Here is a 10,753-nt window from a genome sequence, read left to right as displayed (position 1 = left end):
ATGAAGACGGCTTACGCCACCATCAAAGGTATTGAGGTGATGCGTGCACTACGCAAAGGCCAGGCCTCAGCATTTTATTATGGTGATCCCCTGGGCGAAATGCGCCTGGTAAGCAGAGTTTTTGAAATGTAAGGCCTTTGAATAAGACAAAAGGCTGCCTCATCGCTAACTTTGCAACAGTGCCTCGCGGTCGGACTGCAAGTGATCTTGAAGCCACGGGCCCGTCCCACCCCGACATGGACCTCGATGCCCGAACGGACGTTAGATTTCGAGTTCTAGGCGTTCTGCGATGAAGGTTGGATCCCAGCCGGGATTGAAAGTGTCGACGTGGGTGAATCCGAGCCGCTCGTATAGGCCACGCAGGTTCGGGTGGCAGTCGAGCCGCAGCTTGGCGCACCCCTGCGTTCGCGCGGCATGGCGGCAAGCCTCGATCAGCGCGGAGCTGACACCCCGGCCCGCATGTGTCCGTCGCACCGCGAGCTTGTGCAGATATGCGGCCTCCCCCTTGAGGGCGTCGGGCCAGAACTCGGGATCCTCGGCCGACAAGGTGCAACAGCCGACGATGCCGTCGCTGCAACTCGCGACTAGGAGCTCGGATCTCAGGACGAAGGTCTCCGCGAATGTCCGGTCGATCCGCGCGACGTCCCAGGCGGGCGTTCCCTTGGCGGACATCCACGCCGCAGCGTCGTGCATCAGCCGCACAACCTCGTCGATATCACCCGAGCAGGCGACCCGAACGTTCGGAGGCTCCTCGCTGTCCATTCGCTCCCCTGGCGCGGTATGAACCGCCGCCTCATAGTGCAGTTTGATCCTGACGAGCCCAGCATGTCTGCGCCCACCTTCGCGGAACCTGACCAGGGTCCGCTAGCGGGCGGCCGGAAGGTGAATGCTAGGCATGATCTAACCCTCGGTCTCTGGCGTCGCGACTGCGAAATTTCGCGAGGGTTTCCGAGAAGGTGATTGCGCTTCGCAGATCTCCAGGCGCGTGGGTGCGGACGTAGTCAGCGCCATTGCCGATCGCGTGAAGTTCCGCCGCAAGGCTCGCTGGACCCAGATCCTTTACAGGAAGGCCAACGGTGGCGCCCAAGAAGGATTTCCGCGACACCGAGACCAATAGCGGAAGCCCCAACGCCGACTTCAGCTTTTGAAGGTTCGACAGCACGTGCAGCGATGTTTCCGGTGCGGGGCTCAAGAAAAATCCCATCCCCGGATCGAGGATGAGCCGGTCGGCAGCGACCCCGCTCCGTCGCAAGGCGGAAACCCGCGCCTCGAAGAACCGCACAATCTCGTCGAGCGCGTCTTCGGGTCGAAGGTGACCGGTGCGGGTGGCGATGCCATCCCGCTGCGCTGAGTGCATAACCACCAGCCTGCAGTCCGCCTCAGCAATATCGGGATAGAGCGCAGGGTCAGGAAATCCTTGGATATCGTTCAGGTAGCCCACGCCGCGCTTGAGCGCATAGCGCTGGGTTTCCGGTTGGAAGCTGTCGATTGAAACACGGTGCATCTGATCGGACAGGGCGTCTAAGAGCGGCGCAATACGTCTGATCTCATCGGCCGGCGATACAGGCCTCGCGTCCGGATGGCTGGCGGCCGGTCCGACATCCACGACGTCTGATCCGACTCGCAGCATTTCGATCGCCGCGGTGACAGCGCCGGCGGGGTCTAGCCGCCGGCTCTCATCGAAGAAGGAGTCCTCGGTGAGATTCAGAATGCCGAACACCGTCACCATGGCGTCGGCCTCCGCAGCGACTTCCACGATGGGGATCGGGCGAGCAAAAAGGCAGCAATTATGAGCCCCATACCTACAAAGCCCCACGCATCAAGCTTTTGCCCATGAAGCAACCAGGCAATGGCTGTAATTATGACGACGCCGAGTCCCGACCAGACTGCATAAGCAACACCGACAGGGATGGATTTCAGAACCAGAGAAAGAAAATAAAATGCGATGCCATAACCGATTATGACAACGGCGGAAGGGGCAAGCTTAGTAAAGCCCTCGCTAGATTTTAATGCGGATGTTGCGATTACTTCGCCAACTATTGCGATAACAAGAAAAAGCCAGCCTTTCATGATATATCTCCCAATTTGTGTAGGGCTTATTATGCACGCTTAAAAATAATAAAAGCAGACTTGACCTGATAGTTTGGCTGTGAGCAATTATGTGCTTAGTGCATCTAACGCCGGAGTTAAGCCGCCGCGCGTAGCGCGGTCGGCTTGAACGAATTGTTAGACATCATTTACCAACTGACTTGATGATCTCGCCTTTCACAAAGCGAATAAATTCTTCCAAGTGATCTGCGCGTGAGGCCAAGTGATCTTCTTTTTGTCCCAGATAAGCTTGCTTAGCTTCAAGTAAGACGGGCTGATACTGGGCAGGTAGGCGTTTTATTGCCCAGTCGGCAGCGACATCCTTCGGCGCGATTTTGCCGGTTATTGCGCTGTACCAAATGCGGGACAACGTAAGCACTACATTTCGCTCATCGCCGGCCCAGTCGGGCTGCGAGTTCCATAGCTTCAAGGTTTCCCTCAGCGCCTCGAATAGATCCTGTTCAGGAACCGGGTCAAAGAATTCCTCCGCTGCCGGACCTACCAAGGCAACGCTATGTTCTCTTGCTTTTGTAAGCAGGATAGCTAGATCAATGTCGATCATGGCTGGCTCGAAGATACCCGCAAGAATGTCATTGCGCTGCCATTCTCCAAATTGCAGCTCGCGCTTAGCCGGATAACGCCACGGGATGATGTCGTCATGCACGACAAGGGTGACTTCTATAGCGCGGAGCGTCTCGCTCTCGCCAGGGAAAGCCGAAGCCTCCATAAGATCATTGAGCAATGCTCGCCGCGTCGTTTCATCAAGCTTTACGGCCACAGTAACCAACAAATCAATATCGCTGTATGGCTTCAGGCCGCCATCCACTGCGGAGCCGTACAAATGCACGGCCAGCAACGTTGATTCCAGATGGCGCTCAATGACGCTTAGCACCTCTGATAGTTGGTTCGAAATTTCGATGGTCACCGCTTCCCTCATGATGTCTAACGGGCGAGGTAAGCCGACCGCAGAATGCGGGTCGGCTTGACCGAAATGTTAGAACCAGAAGCCAAAACGGATAACTTGAATTTGGCGACGGGCGCTAACCGTGAAAAAACGCTGCGCCACCGAGGCGGCACAGCACTGCAAAAACGATAGCTGCTTGCGCTTGCTACGCAAGGGCTAGAGGCCAAAAAGACTGAAAACCTGCGCAGCCCATGCAGGCGAAGCCCGGAAAAAAGGCAAAACAGGCACTGAATAACGCCTGAAAAGCTAAATGCCGTTTGAATAAACATGAGCTAAATAAAGCTGGGTTTCAGTGGTGCTAACGTTGGACGTAACGAGAGCCGGAGCGCAGCGGAGGGAACCAAAATGCGCAGCATTTTGGCGTCCCGTTGACGGAATGGTTAGCCGTTTCGACGCGCATAAACGGAGTGGGTGTACGGAATTACAGCTTGAATGGTTTCGGTTGAGACAAGCTCGAATTCTGTTTCGTTGAGCATTGGGAAGAAGGCGTCACCCTCGAAGGTTTGATGTACCTCAGATAGAAACACGCCGTGGGCGTGAGGTAGTGCCAGAGTGTATATCTCAGCTCCGCCCGCGACGTAGAGTTCATTGCCGAGTTCGGATGCCAAAGCGATAGCGTGCGACAGCGTTGAAACAACTACGCAGCCAGTGGCGCGGTAGTTAGCTTGGCGTGAGATTACCAATGTGTGACGGTTCGGTAGAGGCTTGCCGATAGACTCAAAGGTCTTTCGCCCCATGACAACGACTTTTCCCTCAGTGAGTCTGCGAAAAATCTTCTGCTCACCCGGAATTTTCCAGGGGATATTAGGACCATTGCCAATAACCCGATTGGCTCCCATCGCAGCAACGAGATAAATGCGTACTGATTCCGAGTTCATATGGCTAACTTTGTTTTAGGGCGACTGCCCTGCTGCGTAACATCGTTGCTGCTCCATAACATCAAACATCGACCCACGGCGTAACGCGCTTGCTGCTTGGATGCCCGAGGCATAGACTGTACAAAAAAACAGTCATAACAAGCCATGAAAACCGCCACTGCGCCGTTACCACCGCTGCGTTCGGTCAAGGTTCTGGACCAGTTGCGTGAGCGCATACGCTACTTGCATTACAGTTTACGAACCGAACAGGCTTATGTCAACTGGGTTCGTGCCTTCATCCGTTTCCACGGTGTGCGTCACCCGGCAACCTTGGGCAGCAGCGAAGTCGAGGCATTTCTGTCCTGGCTGGCGAACGAGCGCAAGGTTTCGGTCTCCACGCATCGTCAGGCATTGGCGGCCTTGCTGTTCTTCTACGGCAAGGTGCTGTGCACGGATCTGCCCTGGCTTCAGGAGATCGGAAGACCTCGGCCGTCGCGGCGCTTGCCGGTGGTGCTGACCCCGGATGAAGTGGTTCGCATCCTCGGTTTTCTGGAAGGCGAGCATCGTTTGTTCGCCCAGCTTCTGTATGGAACGGGCATGCGGATCAGTGAGGGTTTGCAACTGCGGGTCAAGGATCTGGATTTCGATCACGGCACGATCATCGTGCGGGAGGGCAAGGGCTCCAAGGATCGGGCCTTGATGTTACCCGAGAGCTTGGCACCCAGCCTGCGCGAGCAGCTGTCGCGTGCACGGGCATGGTGGCTGAAGGACCAGGCCGAGGGCCGCAGCGGCGTTGCGCTTCCCGACGCCCTTGAGCGGAAGTATCCGCGCGCCGGGCATTCCTGGCCGTGGTTCTGGGTTTTTGCGCAGCACACGCATTCGACCGATCCACGGAGCGGTGTCGTGCGTCGCCATCACATGTATGACCAGACCTTTCAGCGCGCCTTCAAACGTGCCGTAGAACAAGCAGGCATCACGAAGCCCGCCACACCGCACACCCTCCGCCACTCGTTCGCGACGGCCTTGCTCCGCAGCGGTTACGACATTCGAACCGTGCAGGATCTGCTCGGCCATTCCGACGTCTCTACGACGATGATTTACACGCATGTGCTGAAAGTTGGCGGTGCCGGAGTGCGCTCACCGCTTGATGCGCTGCCGCCCCTCACTAGTGAGAGGTAGGGCAGCGCAAGTCAATCCTGGCGGATTCACTACCCCTGCGCGAAGGCCATCGGTGCCGCATCGAACGGCCGGTTGCGGAAAGTCCTCCCTGCGTCCGCTGATGGCCGGCAGCAGCCCGTCGTTGCCTGATGGATCCAACCCCTCCGCTGCTATAGTGCAGTCGGCTTCTGACGTTCAGTGCAGCCGTCTTCTGAAAACGACAGCCACCATGAAAGTCCGTCCCTGACCTGAACCTGATGTATTGAGCGCAGGGGTGTAGGTTTTGTTGAAGACGTTATTAACTCTCAATGTCAGGTCAACATTGTTGGTAAACTTGTAATTGGCAAATACATCAACCAGCGCATAGGATGGTGTCTTGGCTGCTGATGTTGTTTTGCCGCTGGATACATAATTGTAACGCGCCCCCGCAGTCAGCTTTTCTTCCAAGAAGCGTGCACCCGCTGTCAGCGTGAACGTGTGATCAGGGAGATAGTTATTGGATCCCAGACCTGGCATCTGAGCTGGCATATTGGTTTTGGTGTAGGAATAGCTGACACCAGCAAAAGCAAAGCGCGCATCATAATTTGTTTGCAGTTCAAAACCACTGCATCTAACGTTTGACATGAGGGGCGGCCAAGGGCGCCAGCCCTTGGACGTCCCCCTCGATGGAAGGGTTAGGCATCACTGCGTGTTCGCTCGAATGCCTGGCGTGTTTGAACCATGTACACGGCTGGACCATCTGGGGTGGTTACGGTACCTTGCCTCTCAAACCCCGCTTTCTCGTAGCATCGGATCGCTCGCAAGTTGCTCGGCGACGGGTCCGTTTGGATCTTGGTGACCTCGGGATCATTGAACAGCAACTCAACCAGAGCTCGAACCAGCTTGGTTCCCAAGCCTTTGCCCAGTTGTGATGCATTCGCCAGTGACTGGTCTATTCCGCGTACTCCTGGATCGGTTTCTTCTTCCCACCATCCGTCCCCGCTTCCAAGAGCAACGTACGACTGGGCATACCCAATCGGCTCTCCATTCAGCATTGCAATGTATGGAGTGACGGACTCTTGCGCTAAAACGCTTGGCAAGTACTGTTCCTGTACGTCAGCAAGTGTCGGGCGTGCTTCTTCTCCGCCCCACCACTCGACGATATGAGATCGATTTAGCCACTCATAGAGCATCGCAAGGTCATGCTCAGTCATGAGGCGCAGTGTGACGGAATCGTTGCTGTTGGTCACGATGCTGTACTTTGTGATGCCTAACACCTCTTGAGAAAATTCATGGTCTACAATACCTTTTGAGCTTCTGAATATTTCTTTTAGCCTTTCTTTTTCATCTTCGGTCATTTGAACCTCCTATTTATTTGAATCCAAGTTGCACCAGTAATGGGTAAAACGTCCTGAATTTTTCAGGCTGTAAAAGCATATCAGCAATACGTTTTGCAAAGTCTTCGTATGATTCAGTACCTACTGAATACTCACTCATTTCGTGCATTTCAGACAGTTTGTGAGCGAATAAATGACGTTGTGCATCGGTCATAGGGATAAAGAAATCAGGGGTATTTGGATCTCGTTTCGGGTCAACTGGCTTTTCAATTTTTTGCTGTTGTTTTTGTTTAAGCCTGAATGAAAAGCCTGAAATAGTACGCCCTCGCTTATGTTGTTCGTAAGTTACTGTGATGTCTGTATGCTCATTGATCTGTTTAATTGACGGTTCTAGCACACGCTTTTTAAAGTTGTGCATGTCTTTGTATTCGTTATCTTCAACGCCAAGTTTATGCCTAAACTCTGACAACTCAATTTGTGGCGTTTTACCGACTTCACGCCACGCTATAAGCAACTCGTAAAGGCGGATAGCGTACTTACTGGTGAGCTGTGTAACCTGTTTTAGTTGATAGCTTGTAAAGTGTTCCTCTAATCGCAAAATCAAAGGTACAACATCGGGGGCAAAAGTGATTTCTAGTATTGCTTCGTTTGTAGCGTATGCAATCCGACTAACCCAACGTGATTTAACAATAAAATCTGTACCTCCCCTAACCTCTCTAAATGAAAATTGACGATTGAATAAATTATCAACCGCATTTTTTAAGGCTTCATAAGCTGTTTTTTTATCAACATTAAAGTGCTTCATGTAGTCACTTGCATGTATTTGTAGCTTACTGTCTGCTGTTATTCCGTTTTCTGTTTCTCTTGCATTGATGATTGCTAAAAGCATTAAACGCTGTTCAGTTACTTCTAGGTTGTAACTAGCATTAATCAAAGCATTGTCTTTCACTACCAACCCATTTTTCATATTTTCGCTCATTTATAAGCATATAAGTACATAATAAATAAATGAAGTTTAAAATACAAGTTTTATCATGTACGTTAAAGAGGGGGATTTGTATGTTAATGGAGGGGAATTTGTACGTTAATGGAGGGGAATTTGTACGTTAATGGAGGGGAATTTGTACGTTAATAACAGCTGTAAGCCTTGTATAACAATGCTTTCAAGGCGTCTAAAAGCATTTAAAAGCTTTAAAATAATTAAAAACCCAAAATCTTTTAAAAACACATGAAAACTGCCCTAGGTTTTCGCTTCGCTCAAACTCTATTGAATCTCGCAAGCTCGATTCGAGGGGCAGTTTTTTGGTTAATTCTGTTTGTGAAATCTAAAAGCAAAAGCAACTATGAATTCGCTTCGCTCATAAAGCTTTATGCTCGCTTCGCTCGTCTAGGGGCAAATTTCAGCATGAAAATATAGATTTTCTAGGATTCAAATCATTTAAAAGCGGTTTTTCAGAGGGTCGATGGTCGAATATTGCTAGTTCGCTCGTAGACACTCGCTCTATAAGACCATGTATTGTTTAGATAATTTTAAGAAACGCCAAAAAAGAAAATTTAAATTTTAGCGTGAACGTGGCTTATGGCTTTGTGTTTTTGATTCAGCCAGTAGTTTATTGGCTTCGTCATGTTTTCCTTGCTCACGTAAGGCTTTACGTGCAAAAAACGCCTGTTTTTCTCGTTCTTGTTGTGCCTTGGCTTCCTGTTTCCGCTTTTCCTGTTCGGCTAACTTCCGTTGTTGTTCACGTTCAAGGTGAAGTCTTGCTCGATCATGTTTGGCTTTCAGGTTCGGATTAGCTTTGTTTACGATCTCTTTTGCCCGATCTGTATAGCGTTCAGGTTCTAAACGTGGGGTTTTGGTCTTTAAATCTCGTTCCTGACTGTCCAATTCTTGCCATTGGGTTTGAATTTCTGCATTCGCAGCATCCCATTTCCCACCAAAAAACATAGGTCTTTTGCCTAATTGTTCTTTTTGGTGTTCAAGATTGGTTTTTGATAGCCCTATTTGCTCTAAAACAGCGTTCATTTGCTCGATTTCTGTTTTTTGGGTAGTTAGTGCTATGTTTTTTGCTTCTGTGGCTACAGCGTCGTTATATTGCGAAATAACGCTATATGCGATTTTGGTCAATTCTTCAGGGGAACGTTGTTCCTGGTCTTTTTCTTTTTGGCGTTGTTCCTGGTCTAATTTTTCCCTGGTCTGAATCAAGTTATTCAACAGTCGTTCAGATGCTTGTATCTCTTGATCTAAACCTTTGATGTGTTGGCTAAATTGGTTGCGTTCACGGATGGCATCATTGGATAGACTGATTTCGGTGTCTATTCCTTGTCTGCGAAGTTGGGTAACTTGTGGCCCCTCATGTTGAGTGGCTTCAAGGTCTATGCCTTGATCTTTGTAACTACGGTGATCGACACGATCTGCAAAGCCATGTTTTTCTAAATGGCGGTTGGTCAATTCTGCAAAGTGTTCTCTCCAGTGGCTCACGGTTTCACTGGATTGCTCTTTGTTGAAGTCTCGATTTTTCTTTTTGGCAAAGTCGCCTGTCTGTGGGTCAATCTGCCGACTGGTGAACATGATGTGTGCATGGAAGTTTCTTTCATCACTTCCGCTTTTGGTATGTGGAGCATGGATACATGCGTCCACGATCACACCATGTTTTTCTACAATTTCCTGACATAGCTCATCGAGCAAGTCTTGTCTTTGTTCTGCATTAAACTCATGGGGAAAGGCAATTTCAAACTCTCTTGCTAAGGTTGCATCTTTTCTACGTTCAACCTGTTCAACTGCATTCCATAATTCTTGACGGTCTAATAATTCTTTTTTGGTGTTTTCAGGTGCATAGATTTTTTTAGATTCCACACCTGTTTTTTGGGTGTAGTCCTGAATTTTTCCTTGATAATGATCTTCTAATTTTTCACCTGAACGATAGGCAGAACATGCAACGGCTGAACGCCCTGCACTTCGGCTTATCGTTTTGACGGAAAAATGAAAGATTGCCATTTTGCTTTTGCTCTTAAATTTGGATTTCCAAATTTCACCAATCTGCATAGATTGGTTTGGGGTTGTAGGGGGAATCCCCTGCCGTACTTCCATTGAAAAAATCGAAGATTTTTCTCAATGGTAAAGTGCGCCCTTTGGGAAAACCACGATAGCAGATAGTATCTTGAATTTCAATTCATGTACGCTTATGCTAACTGTGGTTTTTTTAGGCATTGGAGTTGTAATGAAAGTCGAATCTTTGGAACAGCAAATTGCTAAACAAGAAGAACGTTTGAAACAGCTTAAAGCTCAGAAGCAAGCTGTTTTGGCTCGTGAAAAAAAGAAAGCAACGGATCAACAGCGAAAAGAAGATACTAGACGTAAAATTTTGCTTGGTTCTTTGGCGTTAAAAAAAATGCAAGATGATTCAGAAAAGGCAAAAATTATTGCTGATCTGAATGATTATCTAACAGAAGATAGAGATAGATTGTTATTCGATTTACAACCTATTTCTAAAGGTAGTTAAACATGAATAAAATAACGCTCTCCTTGCTTGCTATTCTAATATCTGCTCAAGTTTCGGCTGAATCTATCTTAGATATTGGCGATAAAATCAGAAAATATCGGGCAACTTAAACAGCCTGAACTTGAGCGAAAAATGGATTTGCACAACAATCAAATAGGGTTGTCTTTGGCCGTTCAAAACCCTTACACCATGTTCCATTCATCATTTATTAATATTACCCAAGCTAAGGTTAGAGCTGGCGATCTGCTACGCATTAAAAACGATAAGTTGGTTTGGACGAACTCAGAGGGCGAATTGAAATGAAAAAAATTATCCCGGTCTTGGCTTTATCAGGATTGTTATTGGTTGGGTGTGGCAAAGATGAAAAAGGCTTTATTATCATTAAAAATGAAACAGATAGCCCTTTAACAAATGTGACTATCCATTATGCTTCCCCTAAAGTTGATGAGGTTGTCGGAACAATCAACCCGAAGTCATCATATAAATATCCAATCAATTACACCTACAATGAAACAGCTATTAATTTGATTTATATTGATAAAAATCAAAAAATCACAACAAAAACTGTTGTTGGATATTCAGCAAAATATGACAAGGAAAATGTGGAAGTTGTAATTAAATAATTATTTTGGGTTTAATTTTCGCCATTCTTCCATGAGTGCAGCGTCTTCCTGTTCAAAGGTGGTTTCACCGTTCAGGATGCGTTGCTGTCTTGCTTCAACATCAGCCCGACAAGCGTCTATCGTTTGACATGAGGGGCGGCCAAGGGCGCCAGCCCTTGGACGTCCCCCTCGATGGAAGGGTTAGGCATCACTGCGTGTTCGCTCGAATGCCTGGCGTGTTTGAACCATGTACACGGCTGGACCATCT

General features: G+C 49.0%; 13 protein-coding genes and 3 pseudogenes. 5 read left to right on the top strand and 11 right to left on the bottom strand.

What is annotated here, in order from left to right; all coding sequences use genetic code 11:
- Positions 1-132, top strand: a pseudogene (locus FTV03_RS15655) (IS6 family transposase); the annotation flags it as partial.
- A 129-nt stretch (positions 133-261) separates the two neighbouring features.
- On the opposite strand, the gene FTV03_RS15650 reads toward FTV03_RS15655, so the two are convergent.
- The 6 genes and pseudogenes from FTV03_RS15650 to dfrA12 form a co-directional block, all read right to left on the bottom strand.
- Positions 262-762, bottom strand: a complete 501-nt coding sequence (locus FTV03_RS15650) for a GNAT family N-acetyltransferase (protein ID WP_000376623.1) — start codon at positions 760-762, stop codon at positions 262-264.
- Between the two features lie 127 nt (positions 763-889).
- Positions 890-1,729 carry a sulfonamide-resistant dihydropteroate synthase Sul1 gene (gene sul1, locus FTV03_RS15645; protein ID WP_000259031.1) on the bottom strand — a complete coding sequence of 280 codons (840 nt, stop codon included), beginning with the start codon at positions 1,727-1,729 and terminating at the stop codon, positions 890-892.
- Positions 1,723-2,070: a quaternary ammonium compound efflux SMR transporter QacE delta 1 gene (locus FTV03_RS15640; RefSeq protein ID WP_000679427.1), complete on the bottom strand. Its 348-nt coding sequence runs from the start codon at positions 2,068-2,070 to the stop codon at positions 1,723-1,725. Before FTV03_RS15640 ends, sul1 begins: the two co-directional genes overlap by 7 nt.
- A gap of 116 nt (positions 2,071-2,186) precedes the next feature.
- Positions 2,187-3,025 (bottom strand): annotated as a pseudogene (locus tag FTV03_RS15635) (AadA family aminoglycoside 3''-O-nucleotidyltransferase).
- Between the two features lie 5 nt (positions 3,026-3,030).
- Complete coding sequence (locus tag FTV03_RS15630; protein ID WP_001336345.1) at positions 3,031-3,321, bottom strand: DUF1010 domain-containing protein; 291 nt, start codon at positions 3,319-3,321, stop codon at positions 3,031-3,033.
- Positions 3,322-3,432: 111 nt separating this feature from the next.
- Positions 3,433-3,930 carry a trimethoprim-resistant dihydrofolate reductase DfrA12 gene (gene dfrA12, locus FTV03_RS15625; RefSeq protein WP_001083725.1) on the bottom strand — a complete coding sequence of 166 codons (498 nt, stop codon included), beginning with the start codon at positions 3,928-3,930 and terminating at the stop codon, positions 3,433-3,435.
- Between the two features lie 144 nt (positions 3,931-4,074).
- Here dfrA12 and intI1 point away from each other — a divergent pair, with 144 nt between their 5' ends.
- Positions 4,075-5,088 (top strand): class 1 integron integrase IntI1, encoded by a 1,014-nt coding sequence (gene intI1, locus FTV03_RS15620; protein WP_000845054.1) that lies wholly within the window; start codon positions 4,075-4,077, stop codon positions 5,086-5,088.
- 174 nt (positions 5,089-5,262) lie between these two features.
- Here intI1 and FTV03_RS15615 read toward each other — a convergent pair whose 3' ends face one another.
- The 4 genes from FTV03_RS15615 to mobQ all read right to left on the bottom strand — a co-directional run bounded on the left by FTV03_RS15615 (position 5,263) and on the right by mobQ (position 9,378).
- Positions 5,263-5,691, bottom strand: coding sequence for a TonB-dependent receptor domain-containing protein (locus tag FTV03_RS15615; protein ID WP_180042092.1), 429 nt, complete (start codon positions 5,689-5,691; stop codon positions 5,263-5,265).
- A 50-nt stretch (positions 5,692-5,741) separates the two neighbouring features.
- Positions 5,742-6,296: an aminoglycoside N-acetyltransferase AAC(6')-Ib4 gene (locus FTV03_RS15610; protein WP_003159191.1), complete on the bottom strand. Its 555-nt coding sequence runs from the start codon at positions 6,294-6,296 to the stop codon at positions 5,742-5,744.
- 121 nt (positions 6,297-6,417) lie between these two features.
- Positions 6,418-7,350 (bottom strand): replication initiation protein RepM, encoded by a 933-nt coding sequence (gene repM / locus FTV03_RS15605; RefSeq protein WP_180000677.1) that lies wholly within the window; start codon positions 7,348-7,350, stop codon positions 6,418-6,420.
- 594 nt (positions 7,351-7,944) lie between these two features.
- Positions 7,945-9,378: a MobQ family relaxase gene (mobQ, locus tag FTV03_RS15600; RefSeq protein WP_180000675.1), complete on the bottom strand. Its 1,434-nt coding sequence runs from the start codon at positions 9,376-9,378 to the stop codon at positions 7,945-7,947.
- Between the two features lie 223 nt (positions 9,379-9,601).
- Here mobQ and FTV03_RS15595 point away from each other — a divergent pair, with 223 nt between their 5' ends.
- From FTV03_RS15595 to FTV03_RS15590, 3 genes are all read left to right on the top strand, one after another.
- Positions 9,602-9,883: a mobilization protein gene (locus tag FTV03_RS15595; RefSeq protein WP_180000671.1), complete on the top strand. Its 282-nt coding sequence runs from the start codon at positions 9,602-9,604 to the stop codon at positions 9,881-9,883.
- A gap of 75 nt (positions 9,884-9,958) precedes the next feature.
- On the top strand, positions 9,959-10,186 hold the full coding sequence (locus FTV03_RS18240) for a hypothetical protein (protein WP_373423926.1): 228 nt from the start codon (positions 9,959-9,961) through the stop codon (positions 10,184-10,186).
- Complete coding sequence (locus tag FTV03_RS15590) at positions 10,183-10,506, top strand: hypothetical protein (RefSeq protein WP_180000673.1); 324 nt, start codon at positions 10,183-10,185, stop codon at positions 10,504-10,506. Before FTV03_RS18240 ends, FTV03_RS15590 begins: the two co-directional genes overlap by 4 nt.
- Before the next feature lie 180 nt (positions 10,507-10,686).
- On the opposite strand, the pseudogene FTV03_RS15585 reads toward FTV03_RS15590, so the two are convergent.
- Positions 10,687-10,753 (bottom strand): annotated as a pseudogene (locus FTV03_RS15585) (AAC(6')-Ib family aminoglycoside 6'-N-acetyltransferase); the annotation flags it as partial.

Origin of the sequence: Acinetobacter sp. YH12218, from assembly GCF_013417925.1 — a bacterium.
Classification (GTDB): Bacteria; Pseudomonadota; Gammaproteobacteria; order Pseudomonadales; family Moraxellaceae; genus Acinetobacter; species Acinetobacter amyesii.
Note: the sequence above shows the minus strand (reverse complement) of the source record. Positions and strands in the feature narration are given on the sequence as shown.

Excerpts from the sequence above, each read along its gene's own strand:
- sul1 (WP_000259031.1), bottom strand. The coding sequence starts at position 1,729 with ATGGTGACGGTGTTCGGCATTCTGAATCTCACCGAGGACTCCTTCTTC.
- intI1 (WP_000845054.1), top strand. The coding sequence starts at position 4,075 with ATGAAAACCGCCACTGCGCCGTTACCACCGCTGCGTTCGGTCAAGGTT.
- mobQ (WP_180000675.1), bottom strand. The coding sequence starts at position 9,378 with ATGGCAATCTTTCATTTTTCCGTCAAAACGATAAGCCGAAGTGCAGGG.
- dfrA12 (WP_001083725.1), bottom strand. The coding sequence starts at position 3,930 with ATGAACTCGGAATCAGTACGCATTTATCTCGTTGCTGCGATGGGAGCC.
- repM (WP_180000677.1), bottom strand. The coding sequence starts at position 7,350 with ATGAAAAATGGGTTGGTAGTGAAAGACAATGCTTTGATTAATGCTAGT.
- FTV03_RS15590 (WP_180000673.1), top strand. The coding sequence starts at position 10,183 with ATGAAAAAAATTATCCCGGTCTTGGCTTTATCAGGATTGTTATTGGTT.
- FTV03_RS15650 (WP_000376623.1), bottom strand. The coding sequence starts at position 762 with ATGGACAGCGAGGAGCCTCCGAACGTTCGGGTCGCCTGCTCGGGTGAT.
- FTV03_RS15595 (WP_180000671.1), top strand. The coding sequence starts at position 9,602 with ATGAAAGTCGAATCTTTGGAACAGCAAATTGCTAAACAAGAAGAACGT.
- FTV03_RS15630 (WP_001336345.1), bottom strand. The coding sequence starts at position 3,321 with ATGTTTATTCAAACGGCATTTAGCTTTTCAGGCGTTATTCAGTGCCTG.
- FTV03_RS15640 (WP_000679427.1), bottom strand. The coding sequence starts at position 2,070 with ATGAAAGGCTGGCTTTTTCTTGTTATCGCAATAGTTGGCGAAGTAATC.
- FTV03_RS15615 (WP_180042092.1), bottom strand. The coding sequence starts at position 5,691 with ATGTCAAACGTTAGATGCAGTGGTTTTGAACTGCAAACAAATTATGAT.